This window comes from Actinomadura sp. 3N407, from assembly GCF_052245875.1.
GTDB lineage: Bacteria > Actinomycetota > Actinomycetes > Streptosporangiales > Streptosporangiaceae > Spirillospora.
The window spans coordinates 72742-97221 of sequence record NZ_JBQQBP010000013.1; the positions used below are offsets into that span (position 1 = coordinate 72742).

The window sequence follows — 24480 nt, forward strand, 5'->3', positions numbered from 1 at the left end:
TGCAGGCGCCTCCCCCGCAACGCCGAGACCTGGAGATGAAACAAGGACAGGGCACGGGGCCGGCATGCCGGATGCGGAAATTTCGGTCACTCATTTCCCAGTCGATCCTCAATGCTTGCAGAGCGATTCCATGGTGCCCAGCTTGGCGGTGTCGACTTCGAGTTGGGTGACACCGAAGGGTTTGACTATTTCCAGCAGCCGGCTACTGCCCTTGATCTTCTTCAGTTCTGCATCGAACGCGGCCAGCAGATCGGCGTCGGCCTTACGGAAAGCGTATCCGGATGCAGAGTGCTTCTGCTTGCCGTCCGCACCCATCGCAAGGAAGGGCCTGCCGACCTTGATCGAGCTATCGGCAAAATCTTTTTTCATGTGCCAGTTCAGTATCGCCGCATCGTGGGCGACCGCGTCCACCTGGCCGACCATAAGTGCTCGGACGGCGTCCCTGATGTTCGAGAATTTCTTGACCCCTTCAGGATTGTTGCCGACCGATTCCTCTTCAGGGGTATTGTTGACGACCGCCACAATCCTCCCGGAGCCGGGAGCCAGATCGGCGAATGATCTAATATCCGCGGGAGCCCCCTGGCGCATCATAAAAGCCGTGGTAAGGGCAAGGGCGGGGCTGGTGAACGACACTTCGGCGCAACGGTCGGCAAGGATTTCCAGGGGCACTGCCAGCATGTCGAAGCGCTTATTGTTCAGTCCTGGAATGAGGTCATCGTAGGCCTTCTCGCGCACCGGCTCCAAACGGCCTGCGCCGAGTCTATTGAGAATATCGCGGGTGACCTCAGGGCCTATCCCCGTCAGCCTGCCGTCCTCATCCTGGAAGCTGTAGGGGGGCGCGTCTATGAAGCCGACCTTGGTCGTGCCACCCGAGTTCGGCCACGACGCTCCCGCACCGGGGTCGCCTCCCTGAGTTCTCGGCGTGGCGGAGGTGTCCCTGCTCCAGATGTAGGCGCCGGTGGGGAGTCCGACAACGGCGAGGCCTGCGACCAGCATCGCGCGTCGTGGAATGCGCCTTCCGGTTGAGGCCGTCTCCGGGGGTTCGGTGTCGACGGGGGCGGGTGCCGCCGAGGGTTGGCGTTCGGCAGGCATGTGCTCCCGGCGAGCCGGGGCCTCCACAGGCGGCCGGGCGAGGTCCCGTAGCCGCCTCGCGACCTCGGCGGCGTCGGCAGGTCGCTCGCGAGGGTCCTTGGCAAGCATTTCCAGGACGAGGCTTTCCAGAGCCGGCGGGATGTGCGGCCGATAAGTGCGAGGGCTGTCCGGTGTGCCGTCCAGATGCCGGTACATGAGGGTGTGCTGATTGCCGATGAAGGGCGGTCTGCCCGTGAGCATCAGATAAAGGGTGCAGCCGAGCGAGTAAAGGTCGGTCCGGCCGTCAACGGGTTCCCCCCGCCACTGCTCGGGCGCCATGAACGCGGGGGTCCCCAGCCTGGCGCCCTCACGTGTCAGAGGAGTTCCGTCGGCGAGCCGGGCGATCCCGAAGTCACAGATCTTCGCGTGCCCGTCCTCGAGCAGGAGGATATTGGCCGGCTTGATGTCGCGGTGCACCACCTGCCGGGCGTGCGCATGCGCGAGCGCGTCGGCGATCTCGGCCCCCACCTCGGCCACCCGGCCGACAGAAATGGGGCCTTGCTCGAGCATCGTCTTCAGGTCGGTTCCACGCAGCCGTTCCATCACGAAGAACGGCGTGCCCTCATGCTCGCCGACATCATGGACGACACAGATCCCCGAATGTTGCAACGATGCCGCCGCCCGCGCCTCCCGGATCAGCCGTGTCACCACCCGAGGGTTGGAATCCAGCGGCGCCAGTACGACCTTGACCGCGACACGGCGGTCAAGCCGGAAGTCCCTGGCTTCCCAGACCTCGCCCATCCCGCCACGCCCGAGCAGCACATCCAGGCGATATCTACCGCCGAGCTCCCGTCCCTGTTCCACAAGCGCGCACCTCTCGCAGACGATCCGGCTTCCCCTCACTCCATGATGTTGCAAACATCCCCATTCGCGCATGGTCTTGGCGACCTCGGCGTCGAAGATCCACTGCCCCGGCTTCTTGGTCGAGCACCGCGTCGGGGTAGCTGATCGTCGTCTATACGGGCTTGGAGATCGCCGCAATCTCCGCTGAACTTGGGTCCATTTTCGTTGACGGTGACATCCTGGAAGCGCAGGTCGCGCGGGCCGGTGGCCGTAGGACGATGAGCACTCGGCCGCGTGTTGGCGGAGGTGTCCGGTTCTGGACGGGCGCAGGACGCTGCAGGAGATGAGCGTCTGTAGTGGCATTCGCCACTCGACCACTTTGCACGCCGCGTCGATGCGCATGGAGCCGGCACCGTGGCGAACGGCCCAATCGGGTGCGTGGCAGGTGTAGATGAGGACGATGGTGTTGGTTCTTTGAATGCGTGGCGTCGAGCCACAGGTCGTAGTCTGATCGGCGATGGGTACACGCGGTGTGGAGGGCGCATATCAGGGTGCGCTTCGGGCGTTCCAGAACCCGATGCTCGATCTGCTCCACCGGACCTATGCGCCGTTCGTGGTGACGGTGCTGGCGATGATGTTCACGCCGGAGCGGCCGACGGTGGCGGTGGCGGACGCCCACGCAGAGATCGCCGACGCCCTCGACCGGTTGCGGGCCGCGGGCTACGGCCATGAGGGCGACCAGCCGCTGCCTGCGGGGAATGCCCGTGATCTGTGCAGGCAGTGGGTGCACGCGGGCTGGCTGGTGCGGCAGGTCTCCGACGACGTCGAGGTGTACCGGCTGTCCGCACACGGCGTCGGCGCGCTCGAGGTGGCCGGTCGGGTCGGCGGGGTGCGGACCAGGGTGTCGGAGTCCCGGGTCCGGACGCTGCTGGAGGCGGTCGAGCGGCTCGCGCAGGACGCGGACCCGGACGTGATGGCCCGGATGGCGCGTCTCCAGACGGAGATCGATCAGCGTCGGCGAGAACTCGACCGGCTCGAACGGGGCGGCGTCATCGACGCCGTCGACGACGACCAGTTGCTCGAGGCGGCCGAGAACGTGCTGCATCTGGCGCGGGAACTGCCCGCCGACTTCGCCCGCGTCGCCGAGTCGATCAAAGCCATGCAGCGAGACGTCGTAGCGGACCTGCGGCAGGATGTGCGGCCGACCGGGGAAGTGCTGCGCGAATACCTGGAGCGCGGTCGGCAGATCATGGACGCGACACCGGAGGGTCGCGCGTTCGCCGGGGCGTTGCGCCTGATCGGCGACCCGGCACAGATCGAAGACCTGTGGAACCTGCTGCGCACCGTGCTGCGGCACGGGTTCACCGACCTGATGCCGGAACCACAGCGGCGGGAACTCGCCGAGATCGCACGCCGGATCGAGCAGGGCGTCAAGGAGGTGCTGGCCGCGCAACGGCAGGCGTCGCACGTCATCACCACCCAGGTGCGAAACCACGACCCGATGCGGGACCGCCAGGTGGACGAGCTGCTGCGGGACGTGATGGCCGGATTCCACGCATGGGTGCCCGGGTCGCGACGCGGCACCGTCGTCGATCCGCTGCGCCGCCTGCCGGTGGCCGACGTCGGGCAGCTGCGGCAGACCATGAGCGACCCGCGGCCGCCCCAGCCACCCACGCCGCTGCGGGAATGGGACGAGGAGGAGGACATGCCGGCCGCGGACAGCCGGGCGTGGGGTGGTGCGCGGTACGCCGAACTGCGCGCGCATCTGGCGGCGTTCGCGGGCGACGCGGACGTCGTCGACGTAGCGGCCGCGTTCCGCGCGGCGGCCGAGCAGATGAGGCGGCCGGTGGATCTGCTCGGCCTTCTGGAGATCGCGCATGGCTTCGGAATGACCGACACGGCCGAGGTCGCGGTGGTCGACACGGTCCGGCCGGACCGGACCCGGCGACGGCTCGCGTTCGGCGGCGTGCTGGCGGCGAACCCGGCGCCGCCCCGCGCCACTGACGAGAGACCGGGAAACGACGATGAGTGAACCGGACGGCGCGGACGACGACTGGTCGACCGGCGCGGCGGCCGGCTTCATCGAGCCGGTCCCGATGGAGGACGACCCGACCGAACTGTTCGCCGGTGACACGGGCACGCTGGACGTGGACGTGCGGCGGGTGCTGGTACGGCTGCTGCAACGCAGGTTCCTGCTGGCCGAGAGGAACCCGGCGCAGTGGCGCACGCTGCTGGAGAACCAGCAGATCATCGAGTCGCGGTTGCACGACCTGTTCGTCCGGCTCGTGGTCGATCAGGCCCGGGGCATCGCCTACAAACAGCAGGTGCGCTCGGGGGAACTGGACGTCCCGATCCTGCTGAAAGACGATCCCTACAGCCGGGCCGAGACCCTGGTTCTGGTCCACCTGCGGACCGTCTTCCAGCGGGAACGCGGCACCGGCGAGACGTCCGCGCGGGTCGACATCGAAGAGCTCGAACAGACCGTGCTGACCTATTTCGATCCAGACGATCACAACCTCGCCCGCGGCCAGCGCGAGATCCGCAACGCGGTGCAGCGACTGGTCACCGAGGGCCTGCTCGCGGAGGAGTCCGCGGGCCGGTACCGCATCACGCCGCTGGTCGAGGTCGTGCTGAGCACCGAGAAGCTCACCCAGCTGAACCAGTGGCTCCGGGAACGGAACGAGGCCGCGCCATGAGCATGATCGACACCCTGTTCGGGTTGATCCCGGCGGCATCGCGGGGGCAGCAGTGGGTGGCGCGGGATCTGCAGCTGGTCAACTGGGGCGGCTACGACGGGTATCACCGCGTCCGGTTCGCCCCGGGTGCGACCCTGTTCAGTGGCGGTTCAGGGTCGGGCAAGTCGACGCTGATGGACTCCTACATCGCGTTGCTGATGCCGCACACCACGCCGTTCAACGGGGCGTCCAACGGCGGGGTGGTCGGCCGGCCCCGGGGCAAGGACCAGCGCAACATCCTCTCCTACGCGCGCGGGAAACTCGACGAGTCACGGGCGGACGGTGAGACGAGGCTGCGGGTGCTGCGCGGGGACGGCCGCGACACCTGGTCGGCGATCGCGATGACCTGGGCCGACCGGAGCGGTGCGATGTTCACCGCCCTGCGGGCCTGGTACGTGCCGTCGTCCGCGCGCACCCTCGACGACGTCGTCGTGGTCCGCGCCACTCGAGACGACGCCTACGACCTGCGCGAACTGGACGGCCCCGCGGGCAGAAGGTTCGCCCGCGAGGCCGTCAACGCGACGGGCGTGACGTGCTTCGGCACCGACCGGGACTTCACCGCCCGGCTGCACACCGCGCTGGGCATCGGCGCCGCCGGGGACGGGCACAAGGCGGTCGGGCTGCTCGGCAGGATCCAGGCGGGCCAGCAGATCACCACCGTCGACGCGCTGTACAAGACGATGGTCCTGGAGGAGCCGTCCACCCTGGCCACGGCGGACGAGGTGGTGCAGCAGTTCGACGAGCTGTCCGGCACCCGGGACCGGATGATCACCGCGCGCCGGCAGGTGCGGGCGCTGACCCCGATCCGCGACCATCGGGCCGCCATCGACCGCGCGGTGGCACGCCTGCAGGTGATCGACGACGCCGGATCGTTCACCGACCCGGCGTCCCCCGCGGCGCTGTGGCGGCACGAACGCCGGCTCGACCTGCTGCGCGCGGCCGAGGAGGACCTGACCGGACGGCGCCGCCGGGCCGAGCAGCGGGTGCGGGAGACCGCCGCGCTGATCGAGTCGGCGGAGTCCCGGCGGGAGGCGGTGCTCGACACCCTGCGCGCCTCCGGCGGCGACCGGCTGGACACCGCGCGGCGGGAGATCCGCAGCGTGGAACGGCGGCTGGCCGACGTCGAACGCGCACGGGAGCGACTGGACCGAGTTCTCGGCACCATCGGCGCCACCGTGTCGACCGGCGACGACTTCGCCGCGCTGGGCGACACGGCGCGGCGGGCGCTGGCCGACTCCCAAGCCAGGAAGACCGCCCAGAACGAGTTCGCCGAGGCCACCTCGGAAAGCAGGGCCGCCGAACGCGAACTGGCCGAACTGCGCGCCGAGCACAAGGCCGTCAAGGCACGCCGCGGCAACATCCCCACCGACCTGCACACCGCCCGCGACCGGCTGGCCGACGCCGCTGGGCTCACCCCGGACGACCTGCCGTTCGTCGGTGAGCTGATCGAGGTTCGCACGGAGTTCGAACCGTGGCGGGAGGCGTTCAACCTGGCGCTCGGCGGATTCGCCACCCGGATGCTCATCGACATCGGTCGGCTGGACTCGTTCCGCAAGGCGATCAACGCGGTGCGGCTCGCCCGGCGCATCCACTTCGAAGGCGTCCGCACCGGCATGCGCGACGAGATCGGGCTGGACGACAGGAGGCTCCCCGGCCGGCTCGACTACCGGCAGTCGCCGTTCACCGCCTGGCTCAAGAGCGAACTCGTCCGTGGGTTCGACTTCGTCTGCGTCGACACGCCCAAGCTGCTGGGGCAGTACTCCAAGGCGCTCACGATCACCGGCCAGACGTCGCAACGCGGCCGGGGAGCGCACGGCGGTCACGGCCGTGCCAACCTGCTGGGGTTCAGCAACACCAGGCTGCTCGCCGACCTCGACGGCCGGATCGGCCGCGCCCGCGAACGTCATGACGACGCCGTCGCACGGGCGACGAAGGCGGAGCAGGCCCTCAACTCGTTCGAGGAGAGACGCACCGCCTACCGGACCGTGACCGAACTGTCCTGGGACCAGGTGGACGTCGAGTCGGTCGCCGCCGAACGCGACCACTGGGAGAAGGTCATCGCCGACGTCCGCGCGGGCAACCCGGAGATCGACCGGCTGCAGGGGGAGTCGGAGGAGCTCAAGAAAAAGATCACCGGCCTGACGGAGCGCGTCGGCGGACAGAAACAGAGGGTGGAGCAGCTCGGCGAGGAATGGGAATCGATCGTCGACCAGGTGGACGGCGCCCAGCGGGCGCTCGACACCGCCGCGGCGACCGGCACCGAGGTGAGCCCGGAACACCGCGAGTACCTCGCGGGGCTGTTCGGCGACGCCCCGGACGGCGCCGACCCGGCGACGGCGCTGGCGGAGTTCGACGCCGCCCACCGGCGCGGCGTCGAGCGGATGCACGACGACCGGAAGTCGGCGGAGGAGGAGATCGGCCGATCACGGAAGGCGCTGCAGGAGACGTTCTCGACGTTCGTCGAGCGCTGGCCGAACCCGAACCTCGGTGCTGACCCCGACGCCTCCTACCGCGACTTCGACCGCCTGCTCACCGATCTGGAGACCAGCGGCCTGCACGAACTGGAGAGCGAGTGGCGCGACAGCCTCCTCAAACTCTCCGGCAACGACCTGACCAGCCTGGACAGCGAGCTCGCCGCCGCCGTCCGGGAGATCCGCGACCGGATCGACCCGGTCAACCGGATCCTCGCCGAACTGCCCTTCGCCGACGACGGCCACCGGCTGCGCATCGACCCGCAGGAAAGCCACTCCGCGGTGCGCGCCCGGTTCCGCAAGGAGCTGCGCGACGTGCGCGCCGTCATCGACAAGGCGGCCACGGACGCCGACCGGGAACGCGCCTACCACCGGATGGCCAAGGTGATCGACCACATCCGCCGCACCGCGCCCGATTTCGCCGACCTGATCGACGTGCGCAACCACGTCCGGATCAGCGCGGAGAAACGCGACCTCGCCGGCGAGCATGTCGCGGTCTACGACCACATCGGGGAGAAGTCGGGCGGCGAGTCCCAGGAACTGGTCGCGTTCATCGTCGGCGCCGCGCTGCGCTACCAGCTGGGTGACGCGGGCGCCGAACGGCCGCGCTACGCCCCCGTCTTCCTCGACGAGGCGCTGATCAAGGCGGACGCGCACTTCACCGGCCGAGCCATCGGCGCATGGCGCGGGCTGGGCTTCCAACTCGTCATCAGCGCCCCCAACGACAAGCACAGCGCGATCGAACCCCACGTGGACGCCGAATACCTGATCCTCAAGAACACCGAGGGGCGGTCATGGGCGAAACCCATCGTGGCGGTTCCCGACGCATGACCCCCCGGACTGATCACCCCGGCCGACGCGGTCGAGTCGCTCCGCCGCAAGGTCCACCAGAAATGGGCGGCGGCCGTGTGCGCCGACCTCGGCGTCGGGGACCCGGTCACGTTCTCCGTCCCGCTCCGCCCCGGCGTGTCGACCTGGCCGCGCCCGCACCGGGCGACGCACCACCAAAACCGGTCACCTCGATCCTGATGGACGCCACCGACCTGCACCACTACGCCCAGCACGGGGTGAACCATGACAAGGCCGGTCGCCCCCTCAAGCCATGGGCGAGCGGAGCCGGCGGGGCTTTGTGCTCCTAAAGCAGCTTGGACGCGCTTGTGAGGGCGTCGCGCAGGATCTGTTCCATCTCGTCGAACTCCGCCTGGCCGCAGATCAGTGGCGGCGCGAGTTGCACGACCGGCTCCGCGCGGTCGTCGGCGCGGCAGTACAGTCCGGACTCGAACAGCTTCGTGGACACGTGGTTCCGCAGGATCCGCTCCGACTCCTGCGCCGTGAACGTCTCCCGGGTGGCCTTGTCGATCGCGGCCACGGTGTCGGGGCCCTCGAACTCGATGGCCTGCTCGATCTGGTCGGCGGCCCACCGGCCGAAGGCCTCGTGGTCGCCGGCGTGCTCGGGAGCCCGGTAGAGGTTGGTGTTCGGGACCCGGATCGTGCTGGGCACGAGCGGCTCGAAGTCCTGTTTGGCGCCGGGGATCCCGGTGATGGACAGGGCGCCATGCGAGGTGCCGTGGTAGGCCAGCGCTCAGCTGATCACCTTGTGCTTGCGGGGCTTACCGGTCAGCTTGAAGTACTGCTTGGCCAGCTTCCACGCCGTCTCCACCGACTCCCCGCCGCTGACGGTGAAGAACACGCGGTTCAGGTCGCCGGGCGCGTCGGCGGTGAGCCGCTCGGCCAGCTCGATCGCGCTCGGATGGGCGTGGGACCAGAGCGGGAAGTAGGCGAGCCGCCGCGTCTGCTCGGCCGCGGCTAGGGCCAGCTCCTCCCTGCCGTGTCCCACCTGGACGGCGAACAGGCCGGCCAGGCCGTCGAGGTAGCGCTTGCCCCGGGCATCCCACACGTAGGCGCCCTCACCGCGCACGATCACCGGCACGGCAGGGTCGTCGGCGGCGGAGTGACGGGTGAAGTGCAGCCACAGATGCTCGATCGAGGGTGCCGAGGCGTCGTCGAGGAGCTGTGCCGGCGCGCCGGCGGCCTGGAACACGTTGTCGGACATGCCTCCGTTATCGCACAGTGTTCCGCTGTCTGCAAGTGGATTAGTGGCGATACCGGCGTATCGCGATTATATACGTTGTGATCCTCGTTAGTTGATGCGGAATTCGTGCACTGCGGGGTCGGCATGTGCCGTCAGCTGTCGAAGCCGAGGCCGAGGGTGTCCATGGTCCGCAGCCACAGGTTGCGCTTCCCGCCGTCGCGGTCGGCGCGGGCCATCGATCGGCGGGTCAGTTCGACACCGAGCCAGCGGAAGGGCTCCGGCGGGAACGGGACAGGCTTGCCGCGCACCATGTCGAGCCTGGTCCGTGGGGTGTTCAAGCCGTCGAGCCGGTCGAGCATCACCTGCGCCGCGAACCGAGTCGCGGCCACACCGAGCCCGGTGAAGCCGAGCGCGTAGGCGACCCTGCCCCGGGCGGCGGTGCCGAAGAACGCGGAGAACCGGCTGCAAGTGTCGATCGCGCCGCCCCAGGTGTGGGTGAACCGGACCCCTTCCAGCTGCGGGAAAGTGCGGAAGAAGTTCTCGGCCAGCACCCGGAAGGTGAGCGGCCGCTGGTCGAGTTCGGCCGACAACCTGGACCCGTAGTGGTAGACGGCGTGATAGCCGCCCCACAAGATCCGGTCGTCGCCCGTCAACCGGTAGTAGTGGAACTGGCTCGCCGTGTCGGACATCCCGTAGCGGTTCGGCCAGCCGATGGAGGCCAGCCGCCCCTCGGTCAGCGGCTCGGTGACCACCGCGTAGTCGTACACCGGGATCACGAACGGACGCACCCTGTGCACCAGTGACGGGAACACGTTGGTGGCCAGTGCGACTCGGCGGGCCACCACCCGGCCGTATCCGGTTGTGACCACCATGCTCGCGCCGCGCGTGTCCAGCCCTGTCGCGCGGGTGCGTTCGAAGATGCGCACACCGAGCCAGACGCACGCCTCCCGCAGCCCCCAGGCGAGCCTGGCCGGATTGACCAGCGCGGTCCCGCGCCGGTCGAGCAGCCCGGCCAGGTAGGTGGGCGAGGACACCTCCGCCCTGACCTCCTCGGTCCCGAGGAACTCGGAGGAGACGCCGAAATGCCTCGCCGTCTCGGCCTGCTCGCGCAGTTCGCTGACCTGGTGGGGCAAGGTGGCGACGTCGATCGAGCCGGTGCGTTCCCAGTCGCAGTCGATTCCGTACCGCCGCAGCGTGTCCTCGATCTCGTTCAGGTTCTCCAGACCGAGCCGTTCCAGCTCCGCCAGCTCGTCCGGCCACCGGGCCAGGCCGTTGCCGAAACCGTGCGTCAGGCTGGCTGCGCAGAAACCGCCGTTGCGTCCGGAGGCCGCCCAGCCCACTTCATGAGCCTCGACGAGGATGACGTCGCGATCCGGGTTCCTCTCCTTGGCGAGCAGGGCGGTCCACAACCCGCAGTACCCGCCACCCACCACCACGAGGTCGCAGTGCTCCTCGCCGGCCAGCGCCGGGAAGGGCGTCGGCTTCGCCGGGTCGTCGAGCCAGAACGGTGCCGGCTCGGCGTCGACGAGCGAACGTACCGGATCAGTGGCAGTGACACGCGACATGGCACTAATATAGTGGTCTATCAAGCGATGTCCACTGATACAGTTGTCCTACGTGGAGGCGTGACCGAATCCGCGGTCAGCGCGCCCGCCACCGATAGCTCTCCTTGCGGAGCTGGAGGTAGACGAAGGTGTCCGTGCTCGCCACGCCCCGTATCGACCTGATGCGGGTCGACAGCACCTCGGCAAGATGCGCGTCGTCGTCGCACACGACCTCGCACAGGATGTCGTAGGTGCCGGCGCAGAGCACCACGTAGACCGACTCGGGCATCTCCGAAAGGGCGGTGGCGACCGGTTCCAGCGGCCCCTCCACCTTCACTCCGACCATCGCCTGCCGATGACCGCCGACCCGCATCGGATCGGTGACGGCGACGATCTGCATCACGCCCGCTTCGGTCATGCGCTGCACCCGCTGGCGTACGGCCGCCTCCGAAAGCCCGACCACCTTGGCGATGGCTCCATAGGACCGCCGCCCGTCCTCCTGCAACTGCTCGATGATCTGCCAGGACATCTCGTCGAGATCCGGCATGGCCGTGCTCTTCCTGCTCATGACCGCATCATCGCAGGGCCCGTCCGCCATGGGCGTCGCTCGGCATCGACGCACGATGTGGTGACGATATTAGTCGCCGTTGACATCCATCAGGACTCATCTCATAGTTTGTAGCTCACTCAAACGACGGAAACCGCACATCGCGGCGTGGGTCGCCCCCGGACCGCGTCGCTGATCATGAAGAGGAACCGGTGACGACCTTCACCAACTTCGTGGACGGCGAGCAGCAGGCCGCCGCTGACGGACGGACGCTCGACATCATCGACCCGGTGACCGAGGAGCCCTACGCGACGTCGCCGCTGTCCGGTCAGGCCGACGTCGACGCCGCCATGGACGCCGCGTCGCGGGCCTTCGAGTCCTGGCGCCGGACGACGCCCGCCGAGCGGCAGCGCGCCCTGCTCAAGATCGCGGACGGCATCGACGAGCGGCTCGACGAGCTGATCGACGTCGAGTGCGCCGACACCGGCAAGCCCCGGGCCCTCACCGCGACGGAGGAGGTCCCGCTGTGCGCCGACCAGTTCCGGTTCTTCGCCGGTGCGGCCCGCATCCTTGAGGGCCGCTCGGCCGGCGAGTACATGGAGGGGCACACCTCCTTCGTACGCCGCGAGCCGGTCGGCGTGTGCGCCCAGGTCACCCCGTGGAACTACCCGTTGATGATGGCCGTGTGGAAGATCGCGCCCGCACTGGCCGCCGGCAACACGGTCGTGCTCAAGCCGTCCGATACGACCCCGGCGTCGACCACGCTTCTGGCCGAGATCTGCGGGGAGGCCCTGCCGCCCGGGGTGCTGAACGTGATCTGCGGTGACCGGGACACCGGCCGCCGGCTCGTCGCCCACCCGAGACCGGACATGGTGTCGATCACCGGCTCGGTCCGGGCGGGGATGGAGGTCGCCGGCGCGGCCGCCGCCGACCTCAAGCGCACCCATCTCGAACTCGGCGACAAGGCGCCGGTCGTCGTGTTCGCCGACGCCGACATCGCCGCCGCGGCCGAGGGCATCGCGGGCGCCGCGTTCTTCAACGCGGGACAGGACTGCACCGCTGCCAGCCGCGTCCTGGTCGCCGCCGACGTGCACGACGAACTCGTCGCCGCGCTGACCGAACAGGCGCGCGCGACCCGCACCGCCGGACCGTCCGACCCCGAAGCCGCCTACGGCCCGCTGAACAACGCCGACCAGCTGGCGCGCGTGGCGGGAATGATCGACGGGCTCCCCGCTCACGCGACCGTCCACCACGGCGGGACCCGGGTCGGTGACCGCGGCTATTTCTACGCGCCGACCGTGGTGTCGGGCCTGCGTCAGCGCGACGAGGCCAGCCAGACGGAGATCTTCGGCCCGGTCATCACGGTCCAGACCTTCACGGGTGAGGACGAGGCCGTCCGGTTCGCCAACGACGTCAAGTACGGCCTCGCGTCCTCGGTGTGGACCCGGGACCACGCGACGGCGATGCGCATGTCGGGCATGCTCGACTTCGGCTGCGTGTGGATCAACACCCACATCCCGTTCGTCGCCGAAATGCCGCACGGCGGGTTCAAGCACTCCGGCCACGGCAAGGACCTCTCGCTGTACAGCTTCGAGGACTACACACGGATCAAGCACGTGATGAGCGCCATCGACGCTTAACGAATCGACCGGCGCGCTCGCCTGCCCGGTGGCCCGGCTCCGTCGAGCCGGGCCACCGCGTCATCCGGCGCGTCAGGGGGAGACGACCGGGGTGAGCCGGGGTGCCCGGTCCTCGATCGCCTGGGCGGCGTCGAGGATGAGGTCCTCGGTGAACCGCCCGCCGACGAGCTGGACGCCGATCGGGAGCCCGTCCGCCACCATCGCCGGCACGGACACGCCGGGGAAGCCCAGCACCGGCAGCGAAGTCATCGGCCACTGGGCGGCGACGAGGTTCCGCCCGCGCTCCGGGCCGGCGATGTCGGCGTCCTGCTCGAAGGGCGGTTCGGCCGAGACCGGGGTCAGCAGGATCATGCCGGTGCCGAGCATCTCCTGCAGGCGGGTGATCAACGTCGCCCGGCGGGCCCAGCCCTGAATGTAGGCCGTGATGCCGGGCTTGTCGCCCCACAGCCCGGCCGCGAACTCGTAGGCGTACTTGAGGTGGACGCCCAGTGCCTCGTCCGCCATTTCCAGCATGCCGGGCAGCATCGGCCGCAGGTCCTCGAACAGCAGCAGCGACCACAGCCGCGCCGCCTCGGCCAGCAGCGGCAGCTCCAGTTCCTCCACCTCGTAGCCCGCGTCGGCCAGCCACCGTGCCGCGGTGTCCAGCCCCTGGTCAACGGACGGGTGTGACGTGACGATGCCGACGTCGCGGACGACGCCGACGCGGACCGGTCCCGTCCGTGGTGCAGCCTGAGGCAAGGCGGGGACACCGAACGGGTCACGAAGGTCAGGGCCGGCCATTGCCTGTAGCGCTGTGCGCGCGTCGGCGACGGTCCTGGCGATCGGGCCCTGCACGGCCCACGCCTGGAAGGTGAGGGGACCCTCCGGGCCCGCGTCCTCAGGGGCCGTCCAGTTGGAGACGCGGCCGACCGTCGGCCGGACGCCGACCACGCCGCAGCAGCCGGCGGGGTAGCGGAGCGAGCCGCCGATGTCGTTGCCCTGCGCCAACGGGGTCATACCGGCGGCGACGGAACTGGCGGCGCCGCCGCTGGAGCCACCGGGTGTGTGGGCGCCGTTCCACGGGTTGAGTGTGCGTCCGTGCGGATCGTTCGTGGAGAACCAGCGCACCGAGAAGGCGGGTGCGTTGCTGCGGCCGAGAAAGACCGAGCCCGCGCGGCGGAGGGCCGCGACGCTCGCATCGTCCTGGCCGGCCGTCACGTTCGCCAAAGCCGACACGCCTTGGGTGAGGAGCTGGGACCGCTGCGGCGTGTTGATCTTGGTGGAGACCGGGATGCCGTGCAGAGGACCGAGGGCCTCGCGGGCGGCCACCGCCGCGTCCGCCCGGCGCGCGTCGGCCAGGGTCTCCTCGGGACGGACGTCCACGAAGGCGTTCAGCTTCGGGTTGACGTCCTCGACCCTGCCCAGGCAGGACTCGGCGATCTCGACCGCCGAGATCTCCCGTGCGCGGATTCCCGTCGCGAGCTGGGTCGCGGACATCTGCCAGAGTTCCATGCCTGCTCCTAGACGTCATGAGGCGCTGTTCGGCACGCCGTGGTAGCGCGCCCGCGCGCCCGCGCGGGCGGCGGGTGTGCATTCACCTGGGGTGATGCGGAGGAGCGTACGTGATGCAACGTCGGTGTACAACGGTGTTGTATATCCGGCCTCATGTCGTTAACCTGCCCTCATGCCAGTAGAGATCGACGTCGCCCAACGTCTCGCGACCATCGCCGACGCCACGCTCGAGATCGTGGCGGCAGAAGGCATCGACGGGGTGTCCATCAGAGCCGTGGCCAAGCGGATCGGCGGCTCCACGACCCTGATCACGAACTACTTGCCCACGCGGGAGTCCTTGCTGCGCAACGCCATCGACCATGCGATCCGGGCGTGGGAGGGGGAGATGGAACAGGCCGTCGAGAGGGTCGGCGACAGGGAGCGGCTGGCCGTCGCCGCCCGCTGGGCGTGCTCGACCACCGGCAACGACGAGGTTCTGCGCAGGCTGTTCATGGAGATCCTCGGTCGCAGCGAACCGGATTCGGAGGCGCTGCGGGCCCTCAGGGACGACTCCCGGCGGACCCGTGAGCAGTTGGTCGACGCCGCGCGCGACGCGGGCGCGGACGATGCCGCGTTCACCGCCGAGATCCTTTACCTCGTGTTCCGCGGCTTCTACGTGTCCAGCCTGGAAGACCCCGAGTACTGGAACAGCGAGCACATGATCCCGTTCATCGAGCGGCTCATCAGGCTCCTGACCTCCATTCCGCAGAGAGGAGCCGTGGATGGATCCGAGCGAGTACGCGTCCCGTGACGCCGTGGCCCTGGCCGGCCTCCTCAGGAGGGGCGACGTCGCCCCGGCCGAGCTCGCCGCCGTGGCCCGGCAGGCCGTCGAACGCGTCAACTCGAGTTTGAACGCCCTCTCGCAGCCCCTGTTCGACCGGCCGCTGGATTATGACGAACGGGGGCCGTTCGCCGGGGTGCCGTTCCTGCTCAAGGACAGCCACCCTGTCGCGGCGGGCGTGCGGTTCTCCGCCGGCTCCCGCTATTTCGCGGATGCGGTCGCCGAACGCGATGCCGAGATCAACGAGCGGTTCCGGGCGGCCGGCTTCGCCTCGATCGGGGTGACGACCGTCCCTGAGATGGCGATCAGCTTCGCCACCGAGTCGGTCCGCCACGGCGCGACCCGCAATCCTTGGGATCCGTCCCGTGGTGTCGGGGGTTCCAGTGGGGGAGCGGCCGCGCTGGTGGCGGCCGGCGCCGTCCCGGTCGCGCACGGCAACGACGGCGCCGGGTCGATCCGCGTCCCGGCGGCGTGCTGCGGGGTCGTCGGTCTCAAGCCGACCCGCGGCCGCACCCCGGTGGGGCCGGACGAATCGGAGGCCATGTTCGGGCTCGCGATCGAGTTCGTGGTGGCCAGGACACTTCGGGACGTCGCGCACACACTGGACGCGGTTCAGGGGGCGGGCCGTCACGACAAGCATCGCCTCCCGCCCGGTCCCGTCCCGTACCGGGACCTGATGCCGCTTACGGCTCCACGCCTCCGCGTCGCCGTCACCACCCGGCCGTGGACGGACGTGCCCGTGGACGCGGAGGTGGCGGCCGTGACCCAGGAGGTCGCGCGGGCCCTTGACGAGATGGGCCATGACGTCGGCGGGCAGCCGCCCGCCATTGACGCCGAAGCGGTCCTGGACGCCTACACCGTGTTCACCGTCCTGGGCATCGCGGGCCTGTTCGACGAACACGAGAAGGTCGGCGACGACCGTCTGGAGCGGGTCACGCTGGCGATTCTGGACGAGGCGCGCCGCCTGAACGCCTACCAGACCGCCCGGGGATTCCAGGCGGCGGACGCCGTCACGGCGAAGCTGCGCACCTACTTCGACGGGGTGGACCTGCTGGTGACGCCGACGCTCGCGCAGCCACCGGCCCCGCATGGCGCGCTCGACTACGACCGGCCGGGCCGCACCGCCCGTTCCTGGCTGCGATCGATCTTCGAGTACGGCCCGTTCACGGAGGCGTTCAATCTCGGGGGGCAGCCCGCCATCAGCCTGCCGATCGGGCAGACCGCGTCGGGCCTGCCGATCGGTGTCCAGCTCGTGGCTCCCGAAGGGCGCGAGGATCGTCTGCTTCAAGTGGCGTCGGCGCTCGAAGAGCGTTTTCCGTGGTCGTCGCGCAGACCCCCCGTGCACGTGGCCGGGGCGGTGTGATGAGGCCGCCCGAACGCTCACCCGGCCGCGGAGCCGCGGGGAACAGCCCCATGGTCGGCTTCGAGCGCCGCGAGCATCTGCACGGCGATGGCCTTCATGCCCGCTTGGCGAGAACCGGGGAACGGCAGCGGCGCCAGGGTGGAGTGGCCGAACGCCATGCAGATGAAGGCGTAGGCGTGCTGCAGGCTCTCGGCCGAGCCGCAGCCGGGGATCGCGGCGCGGATCGTCTCCGCGATCTCGCGTTCCAGCCGGCTGTAGCTCTCGTAGATCCGCCCGCGGAGCCGGACGTCGTGCATCGCCCCGGTGATGAGCGACTCGATGACGAGATCGTCCTCGTTGCGCGCCATCTGGGGCCCGAAGAGGTAGTCCACGAGCGCGGGCAGCCGCGCGTCCGGCGCGCGGTCGGCCAGGGCGGCGTGCATCGAGTCGAAGTACGGGGTGATGACGTGGTCCCACAGAGCGTCGATGAGCTGGTCCCGGTTGCCGACGTAGTGCCGGATGTGCGAGCGGCTCATCCCGGCCGCGGTCGCGATGCGCTCCTGAGTGCTCCCGGCCAGGCCGTATCTGGCCACTGACTGAGCGGCCGCCTTCAGGACCTGCTTGCGCCGTTCCGCGGCGAGACTCGGCCTGCCCACCCGTCCCCCTCTGCCTCATAGTTTTCCAATACTGACTATCAACGGCGTTCCCAGCGTAGCGCCATGGTCCGTTCGAAGGAGTTCGAGGATGTCGCCGGTCTCGATAACGCCGCAACCCGTCCCCGACTGGGCCGACTCGCACATGGTCCCCATGCGCGACGGCGTCAGGCTGGCCACGGACGTCTACCGGCCCGGCGGCGCCGCCGCCCGGCCCGCCGTCCTGGTCCGCCTGCCCTACGACAAGAACAGCAGGTATGTGTTCATGGAGGCGGTCGCCCGCCGCCTCGTGGCTCGCGGTTACGCCCTGGTGGTCCAGGACGTCCGCGGCAAGTTCCGGTCCGAGGGCGAGGCGCTGGGCCTGGTCGGCGAGGCGTGGGACGGCTACGACACCATCGAGTGGATCACCCGGCAGCCGTGGTCGGACGGCCGCGTCGGCATGTTCGGCGACTCCTACTACGGCTTCACGCAGTGGGCCGCCGCCAGCACCTCCCATCCCGCGCTGCGCGCCATCGTCCCGCGCGTCACCGCCGTGGAGATCCCCGTGCACACCCCGGCGACCCCAGGCTCCGTCGCCGACCCGCCCTGGTGCGGTTTCGCCGCCTACCTCGCCGAATGCTGGAGCGGACCCCGGCTCCACGAACCGGAGTTCGACTGGCATCGCACGCCGCTGACGGAGGTCTTCGAGGACGCGTTCAAGGCACTGGGACGGCGTGCCGCCTGGTACGACCGGCTGATCCCCGAGGCGAAGCCGGTCACGGTCTTCCCCGACGGGCATCCGTTCGACGCCCGCCCGGTCCCGACACTGCACGTCATCGGCTGGCACGACAACGCGCTCCTGCATTCGATGCGCGACTACCAGGCGCTCATGAGCCGCCCCGATCACGCCTCCACGCAGTACCTCTACGCGGACTCCATCGACCACGAGAACTACCACCTGTCGCTCGTCCCGATCCAGGAGCACGACGACCATGACGTCGATGACACCGCGTTGAGCCGCATGCTCGACCGCTACCTCGATCCGGCCATGGAGTTCTTCGACGTCTTCCTCGCGCGGACCGCCCCGGCCGAGACCGTCCCGCGAGTGCGATGGCATCTCGGTCACGCCGGGTGGCGAGAGTCCGGATGCTGGCCACCTGAGGAGTCGGTCCCGCACCCGCTGTACTTGGTCGATCTCACCGCCGCCGAGGGGGCGGGGACGGGCCGGCTCGCGCCCGATCCACCGGCGCGCGAGCAGTCGGTCAGCTGGATCCACGACCCCCGGGACCTGGTTCCCTCGGCGGTGGAGAACTCCTTCGCCTTCCTGCTCGCCTACCCCGACGAGCGGCACGCGGCGGACCGGGACGACGTGCTCAGATTCGACACGGCCGCGTCCCGGGACGACCTGGACATCGCCGGCCCCGTTGATCTCTTCCTGCGGATGGAGTCGACGGCCCCCACGACGGATGTCTACGCCAAGCTCTTCGACGTCGCGCCCGACGGCGGCTGTCACATGATCAGCCGTGGCCAGGGCGTGCTCACCGAGCCGGACGCGAAGGAGCCGGTGCGCGTCGAGATGACGCACACGGGCTATCGCCTGCGGCGCGGCCATCGGCTCCGACTGCACATCGCAAGCAGCGACTATCCCGAGTTCGCCCCCAACCCGGGCACCGGGGAGAACCCGTGGACGGCTGAGCGGCGCCGTGACAGCCGCCAGACGCTGCGGACCGGCCCGGCCCCGGCCTGCCGGCTGGAGCTGCGGGTGCTCCCAGGACCGGGCTGAGGTTCGCCGCAGATCCTCACCCCTCCCCTTTGTTTTGCAGTATTGACAATCAATTACCGAGCGACGACCCTGGTGGACACCACCTGGACACCAGGTCGGCTCACCCGCAGCGCGGGCGGCAGGTAGACCACCTCACGCCCGATCGCGCCGCCCGGCGGATCCGCATCTTCGAGATCCGGCGGCGCAGACCACCCCGGCTCGCCCCAGCCCTCGAAGGGTCCGCTCATGACACGTCCTCGTCTGGCCGCACTCGCCGCGGCCATCGCCGGTTCCTGCACACTCACCGCCTGCGGCGGTGGAGACTCCGCCACGAACGCGGACGCCCCGGAGATCACCACGTCCGTCCCGGCCGCGGCCACGGGAGTCGGCACCGTCACCTGGAACCTCGCCACCGGCGAGCCGCCCACGCTGGACCCGGCCCAGTCCGCCCTCGAGTCCATCAGCACGGTCGTCGCCAACATGTGCGAAAGCCTGTTCGCCTTCGGCCCGGGCTACCAGCGCGAACCCGCACTGGCCACCTCCCTCGACCACCCGGATCCGCTCACGTACGTGATCCGTCTACGGGAGGGCGCCAGGTTCTGGAACGGTGATCCGGTCACACCCGAGGACGTCATGTACAGCGTCAACCGCATCCTCGACCCCAAGCTGGGCTCGTCGTGGCTCGGCTGGGCGCAGAACCTGGACGGCATGAAGGCCACCGGTGACCACGAGATCACCATCAAGCTGAAGAAGCCCGACGTCCTCGTCCCCAACTTCTTCGCCACACCCGCCTTCGCCGTCGTGCAGAAGGAGTTCGCCGAAAAGGCCGGCAAGAGCTTCGGGACCGCCGGGGGCGGCGTGATGTGCACCGGCCCCTACAAGTTCGCCGGCTGGTCCCAGGGGCAGAACATCACCCTGACGCGCAACGACGCCTGGTGGAACGCCTCGGTCAAGCCCAAGGTGAAGAACCTGCGTTTCACGTTCATCACCGACCCGTCCGCGCAGACCGCGGCCATGGCGAGCGGCGACGTGGACGGCCAGTACATCGTCCCGCGCTCCGCCCACAAGCAGCTCGTCGACAAGGGGAACCTGCTGTACGGGGAGAGCCTGGCCACCACGTTCATCTCGGTGATCGACCAGAAGGGCGCGCTGTCCGACCCGGCCACCCGGCAGGCGCTCAAGGCGCTGACCCCCTACGAGGGCATCACCAAATCGGTCTACCAGGGCACGGCAGAGCCGCTGCGGGCCCTGACCCCGCCGGCGACATGGGGTTACGCCGGGAAGGTCTACAAGCAGGAGTACCAGAAGCTGCCCGAGCCGGTCCAGGACCTGGAGAAGGCCAAGAAGCTCGTCAGCGGATCCGCCAAGGCCAAAGAGAAGATCGTCCTGGCCTACACGACGGCGATCGAAGAGGAGACCAGGATCGCCACCGCGGTCGCCGACACCGCCAACCAGATCGGCATGCAGATCGAACTGAAGCCGCTCACCGGCGAGCAGTACGGCGCGATGTTCGCGTCGGCGGAGGCGCGCAAGGGCGTGGACCTGTTCCTGTCGACCGGTTACCTCGACTTCCCCGAGCCGCTCGAGTACTACCAGTACTTCACGACCGGCCACTTCTACAACTTCGCCGGATACGACAACGAGGCGTACGACACCGCCGCCGCCACCGCACTGGGCACCGAGGACCCCGCTGAGCGCGCCCGCCAGGTGACCAAGGCACAGGCCATCATGGCGAAGGAACTGCCGAACATCCCCCTTGTCTCGCAGTACGTCAGCGTCTACTACGGGCCGAAGCTGACCGGTCTGGTCCCGCGCCAGTACTACCTCTACACGCCATGGGCCATCACCCTCGGCGGCAAGTGATCCGGCGGCGAGTTCGATGACCCGCACGCTCGCGATCTGGATCGGCAAACGCGCCGCCGGCGCGCTCCTGACCGTTCTGCTCGCATCGATCGTCATCTACGGCGCCCTGCGGCTGGTCCCCGGGGACCCGGTCCTGGCCGTGACCGCAGGGCGCCGACTCACCCCCGAGCAGATCGAGGCGCTGCGCCACAGCTACGGGCTGGACCGGAGCTTCGTGAAGGGCTACCTCGCGTGGATCGGCGACGCGCTCCGCCTCGACCTCGGGACGTCGCTGAACTACCAGACCGGCGTCACCTCGCTCATCACGAGCCGGCTCGGTGTGTCCGGTCTGCTGATCCTTTATTCGGCGGTCCTGACGATCGTGGTCGGGACGGCGGTGGCGCTGGTGTCGGCGATCAAGGGCGGCCTGGTCAACCGGGTCGCGACCGTCTCGGCGGCCCTCACCACCGCGACGCCCCCGTTCGTGGCGGCCATCGTGCTGCTGTCGGTGTTCTCGGTCGGCCTCGGCTGGTTCCCCGCCACGGGGGCGGGCTCCGGCTTCGCCGACCGGCTGTACCACCTGACACTGCCCGCGATCGCGATGGCGACCGCCGCCTACGGGATCCTGGCCCGCGTCGGCAACGCGGCGTTCGTCGAGGAGCTGCGCCGCGAGCACGTGGAGGTGGCGCGCAGCCGCGGGGTCTCCGGCGCCGCGGTGATCCGCCGGCACGTGGTGCGCAACGCGGCCGGGCCGATACTCACCCTCATCGGCCTGCTGTGCGCGAGCCTGTTCGTCGGCACCGCCATCGTCGAGACCGCGTTCGGCCTGGACGGCGTCGGATCCCTGCTGGTCAGCTCCGTGTCGCGGCGGGACTTCCCCGTCGTGCAGGGCATCGCCCTCATCGCGGTCGTCCTGTTCGTCGTCGTCAACACGCTGGTGGACCTCGCGATGCCGTTCATCGACCCACGGGTGACGATCGGAGGGCTCGGCCGATGACCCTGACCATCCCCGCGCTCCGGGCGAAGAGCGTTCGGAGGCGGCGGCGCAGACCGCTCGGCCTCTCCCTCGCGATCGGGTTCCTGTTCGTCGTCATCGCCACGGCCGTGCTGGCCCCGGTGCTGGCCCCGCACTCGCCGGCCGCCACCAGCCTGCTGGACTCGCTCGCGCCCCCCGGCTCGGAGGGCCACCTGCTCGGGACCGACTCCGCCGGACGGGACGTGCTGTCGCGGCTCATGTACGGCGCCCGGCTCTCGCTGCTCGCACCTCTCGGCGTGGTGCTGCTGTCCGGGCTGTTCGGGACCGCGCTCGGTCTCCTCGCCGCCCGCGCGGGCGGCTGGGTCGACGCGGTCATCTCGCGCGCCATGGACATCGTGTTCTCCTTCCCCAGCCTGCTGCTGGCGATGCTCGTCGTGGCGGTCTTCGGGCCGGGGCTCACCGCCCCCATCTGCGCTCTGGCCGTCGCCTACACACCCTTCATCGGGCGTGTCGTCCGCAGCATGGCTTTGCAGGAGGGCACACGCCCGTACATCGACGGCTACCGCGTCATGGGATTCGGCGAGCTCTGGGTGACGGTCCGCCATCTCCTGCCCAATGTGCTGCCGGCCCTCATCGCGCAGGGCGCGCTCTCCTTCGCATACGCGCTGGTGGACCTGGCGTCCCTGTCCTACCTGGGGCTGGGCGTACGGCCGCCCGACGCGGACTGGGGATCGATGCTCAGCCAGGCGCAGAGCGCCATCCTCCAGGGATCTCCATGGAGCGCGCTGATCCCCGGCATCGCGATTCTCCTGACCGTCGTGAGCGTCAACGTGCTGGGGGAGCACATCGGGCATTCCATCGGCAAGAAGCAGAGTGAGGGGACATGACGGTGCTCGCGAAGAAGGAGGCCACCGCCCGGCGGAGCGCCCTCGGCGTCTCCCGGCTGAGCCTCACCATCGGCAGGGACGAGAACGCGATCCCCCTCCTCGCCGACGTCACCGTCCGGGTCGAACGAGGGGAGACCGTCGGCCTGGTCGGCGAATCCGGCTCGGGCAAGACGCTGACGGCCCGGGCCGCCCTGGGCATGCTGCCCCGCGGCGCGCACACCACCGGTCAGGTCACGGTCTCGGACCTCGACGTGCTCGCCGCCGGACGCAAGCGGCTGCGCGACCTGCGGCGCACCCGGGCATCGATGATCTTCCAGGATCCGTGGGCGTCGCTCAATCCGGTGCGCCGCATCGGCGACTACCTCACCGAAGGACTGCGGGCCCGCGGTGTTCCCGCGCGCGTCGCCACCGGCCAGGCGCTGGACCTGCTCGACCAGGTCGGCATCCGGAACCCCGAGGGTGCGCTGCGGCGTTACCCGCACGAATTCTCCGGCGGCATGCTGCAGCGGGTCGTGATCGCCGGAGCGCTGTCCACGGAACCGGAGCTGCTGCTGGCCGACGAGCCCACCACCGCCCTCGACGTCACCACCCAGGCCGAGGTGATCGGCCTGCTGAAGACCATGCAGCAGGCCCACCGCACCGGAATCCTCTTCGTGACACACGACCTCGACCTCGCCGCCGCGATCTGCGACCGCGTCTACGTCATGTACGCCGGCCGCATCGTGGAGCAAGCCCCCGGTTCCGCGCTGTTCACCGCGCCCGCCCACCCGTACACGAAGGCGCTGCTGGAGGCCGGCCCGTCCGTGCACGGCGACAAGGTCGCGATCAAGGCCATCGAGGGCCGCCCGAAGTCGCTCGCCGAGGCGCCGAGCGGCTGCTCGTTCCGCGACCGGTGCCCGCTGGCCGACGAGGAATGCGCCGCCGGCGTACCGCCTCTCCGCACGCACGGGGCCTCGCTCGTCACGTGCATCCGTCCGGAACAGGTGACGCCATGACGGGTGACGCCATGCCCGAAGAACCGGTTCTGCGCGTGTCGTCGCTGGTGAAGAGGTTCGCAAACGTCACCGCCGTCGACGATGTGAGCTTTGACCTGATGCCCGGTGCATCGCTCGGGATCGTCGGTGAGTCGGGATCCGGCAAGACCACCGCGGCCCGCATCCTCGCCGGGCTCGATGAGCCGACATCCGGGACCATCACGCTCGACGGCGAGATCGTGGACGGGCGTTCGCGCCGCGCGCGGCGCCGGCAGGCCCGCCGGCTTCAGATGATCTTCCAGGATCCCTATGGCTCCTTCGACCCTCGCCAGACCATCTCCCAGTCCATCGCCGAGCCGCTGAAGCTGCACGCGCCGGGCTCCGCCAAGGAGCACCGGGCCCGCGTCGAGGAACTCCTGGACCAGGTCGGGCTGAGCGGCCGCGCCGGACGGGCACTGCCGCGCGACCTGTCGGGCGGGCAGCGGCAGCGAGCCGCGATCGCCCGCGCGCTCGGCATCCAGCCGCGCGTCCTGGTGCTGGACGAGGCGGTCGCCGCGCTGGACGTTTCCATCCAGGCCCAGATCCTCGTCCTGCTCGACGAACTGCGCCGGGACACCGGCATCTCCTACGTGTTCGTCAGCCACGACCTGGCGGTCGTCCGTCACATCACCGAGACGGCGATCGTGATGCGGTACGGCCGCATCGTCGAGCGCGGCGAGACCGAGCAGATCCTGCGCAACCCCGCACACCCCTACACCCAGCTGCTGCTCGACTCGATCCCTTCACCCGGCTGGGACCTTGACCGGGTGGCCCGGGACCGGCGCGCGCTCGACCGGTCCTAAGCCGCTCACCAGCAATCCCTCGTATCCCG

At 69.6% G+C, this 24480-nt stretch carries 18 protein-coding genes and 1 pseudogene; 12 read left to right on the forward strand and 7 right to left on the reverse strand.

Features of this window, described 5'->3' with window-relative positions; translation table 11 throughout:
• Positions 1 to 108 precede the first annotated feature (108 nt).
• On the reverse strand, positions 109 to 1935 hold the full coding sequence (locus ACTWPP_RS29440; RefSeq protein WP_443107620.1) for a serine/threonine-protein kinase: 1827 nt from the start codon (positions 1933 to 1935) through the stop codon (positions 109 to 111).
• A gap of 496 nt (positions 1936 to 2431) precedes the next feature.
• Between ACTWPP_RS29440 and ACTWPP_RS29445 the strand changes: the two genes are divergently transcribed.
• The 3 genes from ACTWPP_RS29445 to ACTWPP_RS29455 are packed head-to-tail and all read left to right on the forward strand — an operon-like array spanning position 2432 to position 7951.
• Positions 2432 to 3946: a DUF3375 domain-containing protein gene (locus ACTWPP_RS29445; RefSeq protein WP_443107621.1), complete on the forward strand. Its 1515-nt coding sequence runs from the start codon at positions 2432 to 2434 to the stop codon at positions 3944 to 3946.
• Positions 3939 to 4610, forward strand: a complete 672-nt coding sequence (locus tag ACTWPP_RS29450; RefSeq protein ID WP_443107622.1) for a DUF4194 domain-containing protein — start codon at positions 3939 to 3941, stop codon at positions 4608 to 4610. The genes ACTWPP_RS29445 and ACTWPP_RS29450 overlap by 8 nt, the downstream gene beginning before the upstream one ends.
• Entirely contained in the window at positions 4607 to 7951 is a 3345-nt protein-coding gene (locus ACTWPP_RS29455; protein WP_443107623.1) for an ATP-binding protein, read from the forward strand. Before ACTWPP_RS29450 ends, ACTWPP_RS29455 begins: the two co-directional genes overlap by 4 nt.
• A 526-nt stretch (positions 7952 to 8477) precedes the next feature.
• Here ACTWPP_RS29455 and ACTWPP_RS29460 read toward each other — a convergent pair.
• The 3 genes and pseudogenes from ACTWPP_RS29460 to ACTWPP_RS29470 form a co-directional block, all read right to left on the reverse strand.
• Positions 8478 to 9173 (reverse strand): annotated as a pseudogene (locus ACTWPP_RS29460) (aminotransferase class III-fold pyridoxal phosphate-dependent enzyme); the annotation flags it as partial.
• Positions 9174 to 9304: 131 nt separating this feature from the next.
• Positions 9305 to 10717 (reverse strand): NAD(P)/FAD-dependent oxidoreductase, encoded by a 1413-nt coding sequence (locus tag ACTWPP_RS29465; protein ID WP_443107624.1) that lies wholly within the window; start codon positions 10715 to 10717, stop codon positions 9305 to 9307.
• A 76-nt stretch (positions 10718 to 10793) separates the two neighbouring features.
• Complete coding sequence (locus tag ACTWPP_RS29470) at positions 10794 to 11264, reverse strand: Lrp/AsnC family transcriptional regulator (RefSeq protein ID WP_443107625.1); 471 nt, start codon at positions 11262 to 11264, stop codon at positions 10794 to 10796.
• Positions 11265 to 11455: 191 nt separating this feature from the next.
• Between ACTWPP_RS29470 and ACTWPP_RS29475 the strand changes: the two genes are divergently transcribed.
• The gene (locus tag ACTWPP_RS29475; RefSeq protein WP_443107626.1) at positions 11456 to 12883 is read left to right on the forward strand and encodes a gamma-aminobutyraldehyde dehydrogenase; all 1428 of its coding nucleotides are present in this window, start codon (positions 11456 to 11458) and stop codon (positions 12881 to 12883) included.
• Between the two features lie 72 nt (positions 12884 to 12955).
• On the opposite strand, the gene ACTWPP_RS29480 is transcribed toward ACTWPP_RS29475, so the two are convergent.
• Positions 12956 to 14374, reverse strand: coding sequence for an amidase (locus tag ACTWPP_RS29480; RefSeq protein ID WP_443107627.1), 1419 nt, complete (start codon positions 14372 to 14374; stop codon positions 12956 to 12958).
• A 172-nt stretch (positions 14375 to 14546) separates the two neighbouring features.
• On the opposite strand from ACTWPP_RS29480, the gene ACTWPP_RS29485 reads away from it, so the two are divergent.
• Positions 14547 to 15164, forward strand: a complete 618-nt coding sequence (locus tag ACTWPP_RS29485) for a TetR/AcrR family transcriptional regulator (protein ID WP_443107628.1) — start codon at positions 14547 to 14549, stop codon at positions 15162 to 15164.
• Positions 15136 to 16557 carry an amidase gene (locus ACTWPP_RS29490; protein ID WP_443107629.1) on the forward strand — a complete coding sequence of 474 codons (1422 nt, stop codon included), beginning with the start codon at positions 15136 to 15138 and terminating at the stop codon, positions 16555 to 16557. The genes ACTWPP_RS29485 and ACTWPP_RS29490 overlap by 29 nt, the downstream gene beginning before the upstream one ends.
• A gap of 17 nt (positions 16558 to 16574) precedes the next feature.
• Here the strand turns inward: ACTWPP_RS29490 and ACTWPP_RS29495 are convergent, their stop codons facing one another.
• A complete protein-coding gene (locus tag ACTWPP_RS29495) occupies positions 16575 to 17192 on the reverse strand; it encodes a TetR/AcrR family transcriptional regulator (RefSeq protein ID WP_443107630.1) in 618 nt (205 codons plus the stop codon).
• Between the two features lie 88 nt (positions 17193 to 17280).
• Here ACTWPP_RS29495 and ACTWPP_RS29500 point away from each other — a divergent pair, with 88 nt between their 5' ends.
• Positions 17281 to 18951, forward strand: a complete 1671-nt coding sequence (locus ACTWPP_RS29500) for a CocE/NonD family hydrolase (protein ID WP_443107631.1) — start codon at positions 17281 to 17283, stop codon at positions 18949 to 18951.
• A gap of 53 nt (positions 18952 to 19004) precedes the next feature.
• On the opposite strand, the gene ACTWPP_RS29505 is transcribed toward ACTWPP_RS29500, so the two are convergent.
• Positions 19005 to 19178, reverse strand: a complete 174-nt coding sequence (locus ACTWPP_RS29505) for a hypothetical protein (RefSeq protein ID WP_443107632.1) — start codon at positions 19176 to 19178, stop codon at positions 19005 to 19007.
• Between ACTWPP_RS29505 and ACTWPP_RS29510 the strand changes: the two genes are divergently transcribed.
• Genes ACTWPP_RS29510 through ACTWPP_RS29530 form a run of 5 tightly spaced genes read left to right on the forward strand, consistent with a single transcriptional unit; the run spans position 19177 to position 24451 of the window.
• On the forward strand, positions 19177 to 20793 hold the full coding sequence (locus tag ACTWPP_RS29510; protein WP_443107633.1) for an ABC transporter substrate-binding protein: 1617 nt from the start codon (positions 19177 to 19179) through the stop codon (positions 20791 to 20793). The two genes, ACTWPP_RS29505 and ACTWPP_RS29510, sit on opposite strands and share 2 nt — an antisense overlap.
• Positions 20794 to 20809: 16 nt before the next feature.
• Complete coding sequence (locus tag ACTWPP_RS29515) at positions 20810 to 21769, forward strand: ABC transporter permease (protein ID WP_443107634.1); 960 nt, start codon at positions 20810 to 20812, stop codon at positions 21767 to 21769.
• A complete protein-coding gene (locus ACTWPP_RS29520) occupies positions 21766 to 22635 on the forward strand; it encodes an ABC transporter permease (RefSeq protein ID WP_443107635.1) in 870 nt (289 codons plus the stop codon). The genes ACTWPP_RS29515 and ACTWPP_RS29520 overlap by 4 nt, the downstream gene beginning before the upstream one ends.
• Complete coding sequence (locus tag ACTWPP_RS29525; RefSeq protein ID WP_443107636.1) at positions 22632 to 23630, forward strand: ABC transporter ATP-binding protein; 999 nt, start codon at positions 22632 to 22634, stop codon at positions 23628 to 23630. The genes ACTWPP_RS29520 and ACTWPP_RS29525 overlap by 4 nt, the downstream gene beginning before the upstream one ends.
• On the forward strand, positions 23627 to 24451 hold the full coding sequence (locus tag ACTWPP_RS29530) for an ATP-binding cassette domain-containing protein (RefSeq protein WP_443107637.1): 825 nt from the start codon (positions 23627 to 23629) through the stop codon (positions 24449 to 24451). The genes ACTWPP_RS29525 and ACTWPP_RS29530 overlap by 4 nt, the downstream gene beginning before the upstream one ends.
• Positions 24452 to 24480 lie beyond the last annotated feature (29 nt).

Excerpts from the sequence above, each read along its gene's own strand:
- ACTWPP_RS29515 (WP_443107634.1), top strand. The coding sequence starts at position 20,810 with ATGACCCGCACGCTCGCGATCTGGATCGGCAAACGCGCCGCCGGCGCG.
- ACTWPP_RS29530 (WP_443107637.1), top strand. The coding sequence starts at position 23,627 with ATGACGGGTGACGCCATGCCCGAAGAACCGGTTCTGCGCGTGTCGTCG.
- ACTWPP_RS29470 (WP_443107625.1), bottom strand. The coding sequence starts at position 11,264 with ATGAGCAGGAAGAGCACGGCCATGCCGGATCTCGACGAGATGTCCTGG.
- ACTWPP_RS29445 (WP_443107621.1), top strand. The coding sequence starts at position 2,432 with ATGGGTACACGCGGTGTGGAGGGCGCATATCAGGGTGCGCTTCGGGCG.
- ACTWPP_RS29500 (WP_443107631.1), top strand. The coding sequence starts at position 17,281 with ATGTCGCCGGTCTCGATAACGCCGCAACCCGTCCCCGACTGGGCCGAC.
- ACTWPP_RS29490 (WP_443107629.1), top strand. The coding sequence starts at position 15,136 with ATGGATCCGAGCGAGTACGCGTCCCGTGACGCCGTGGCCCTGGCCGGC.
- ACTWPP_RS29505 (WP_443107632.1), bottom strand. The coding sequence starts at position 19,178 with ATGAGCGGACCCTTCGAGGGCTGGGGCGAGCCGGGGTGGTCTGCGCCG.
- ACTWPP_RS29520 (WP_443107635.1), top strand. The coding sequence starts at position 21,766 with ATGACCCTGACCATCCCCGCGCTCCGGGCGAAGAGCGTTCGGAGGCGG.
- ACTWPP_RS29480 (WP_443107627.1), bottom strand. The coding sequence starts at position 14,374 with ATGGAACTCTGGCAGATGTCCGCGACCCAGCTCGCGACGGGAATCCGC.
- ACTWPP_RS29485 (WP_443107628.1), top strand. The coding sequence starts at position 14,547 with ATGCCAGTAGAGATCGACGTCGCCCAACGTCTCGCGACCATCGCCGAC.
- ACTWPP_RS29450 (WP_443107622.1), top strand. The coding sequence starts at position 3,939 with ATGAGTGAACCGGACGGCGCGGACGACGACTGGTCGACCGGCGCGGCG.
- ACTWPP_RS29465 (WP_443107624.1), bottom strand. The coding sequence starts at position 10,717 with ATGTCGCGTGTCACTGCCACTGATCCGGTACGTTCGCTCGTCGACGCC.
- ACTWPP_RS29510 (WP_443107633.1), top strand. The coding sequence starts at position 19,177 with ATGACACGTCCTCGTCTGGCCGCACTCGCCGCGGCCATCGCCGGTTCC.
- ACTWPP_RS29525 (WP_443107636.1), top strand. The coding sequence starts at position 22,632 with ATGACGGTGCTCGCGAAGAAGGAGGCCACCGCCCGGCGGAGCGCCCTC.
- ACTWPP_RS29455 (WP_443107623.1), top strand. The coding sequence starts at position 4,607 with ATGAGCATGATCGACACCCTGTTCGGGTTGATCCCGGCGGCATCGCGG.